Genomic DNA, 738 nt, shown 5'->3' on the forward strand with positions numbered 1-738 from the left:
GTCCCGGGGTAAGGGTGTAGGACGGTGTGTAGGTAAATCCGCACATCATGTGTCTGAGACCTGATGCCGAGCCGATTGTGGTGAAGTGGATGATCCTATGCTGTCGAGAAAAGCCTCTAGCGAGTTTCATGGCGGCCCGTACCCTAAACCGACTCAGGTGGTCAGGTAGAGAATACCGAGGCGTTCGGGTGAACTATGGTTAAGGAACTCGGCAAAATGCCCCCGTAACTTCGGGAGAAGGGGGGCCATGTCTGGTGATCGGATTTACTCCGTGAGCTGGGGGTGGCCGCAGAGACCAGCGAGAAGCGACTGTTTACTAAAAACACAGGTCCGTGCGAAGCCGTAAGGCGATGTATACGGACTGACGCCTGCCCGGTGCTGGAACGTTAAGGGGACCGGTTAGCTCACTTTCGGGTGGGCGAAGCTGAGAACTTAAGCGCCAGTAAACGGCGGTGGTAACTATAACCATCCTAAGGTAGCGAAATTCCTTGTCGGGTAAGTTCCGACCTGCACGAATGGCGTAACGACTTCTCGACTGTCTCAACCATAGGCCCGGTGAAATTGCACTACGAGTAAAGATGCTCGTTTCGCGCAGCAGGACGGAAAGACCCCGGGACCTTTACTACAGTTTGATATTGGTGTTCGGTTCGGCTTGTGTAGGATAGCTGGGAGACTGTGAAGCTCGCACGCCAGTGTGGGTGGAGTCGTCGTTGAAATACCAGTCTGGTCGTGCTGGAT

1 rRNA gene is annotated in these 738 nt (G+C 54.5%); it reads left to right on the forward strand.

The annotated features are described in order from the left end of the window. Window positions 1-738 (forward strand): 23S ribosomal RNA (locus tag ABD350_RS37880); the annotation flags it as partial.

Source organism: Streptomyces nogalater (genome assembly GCF_039532885.1).
GTDB classification, from domain to species: Bacteria; Actinomycetota; Actinomycetes; order Streptomycetales; family Streptomycetaceae; genus Streptomyces; species Streptomyces nogalater.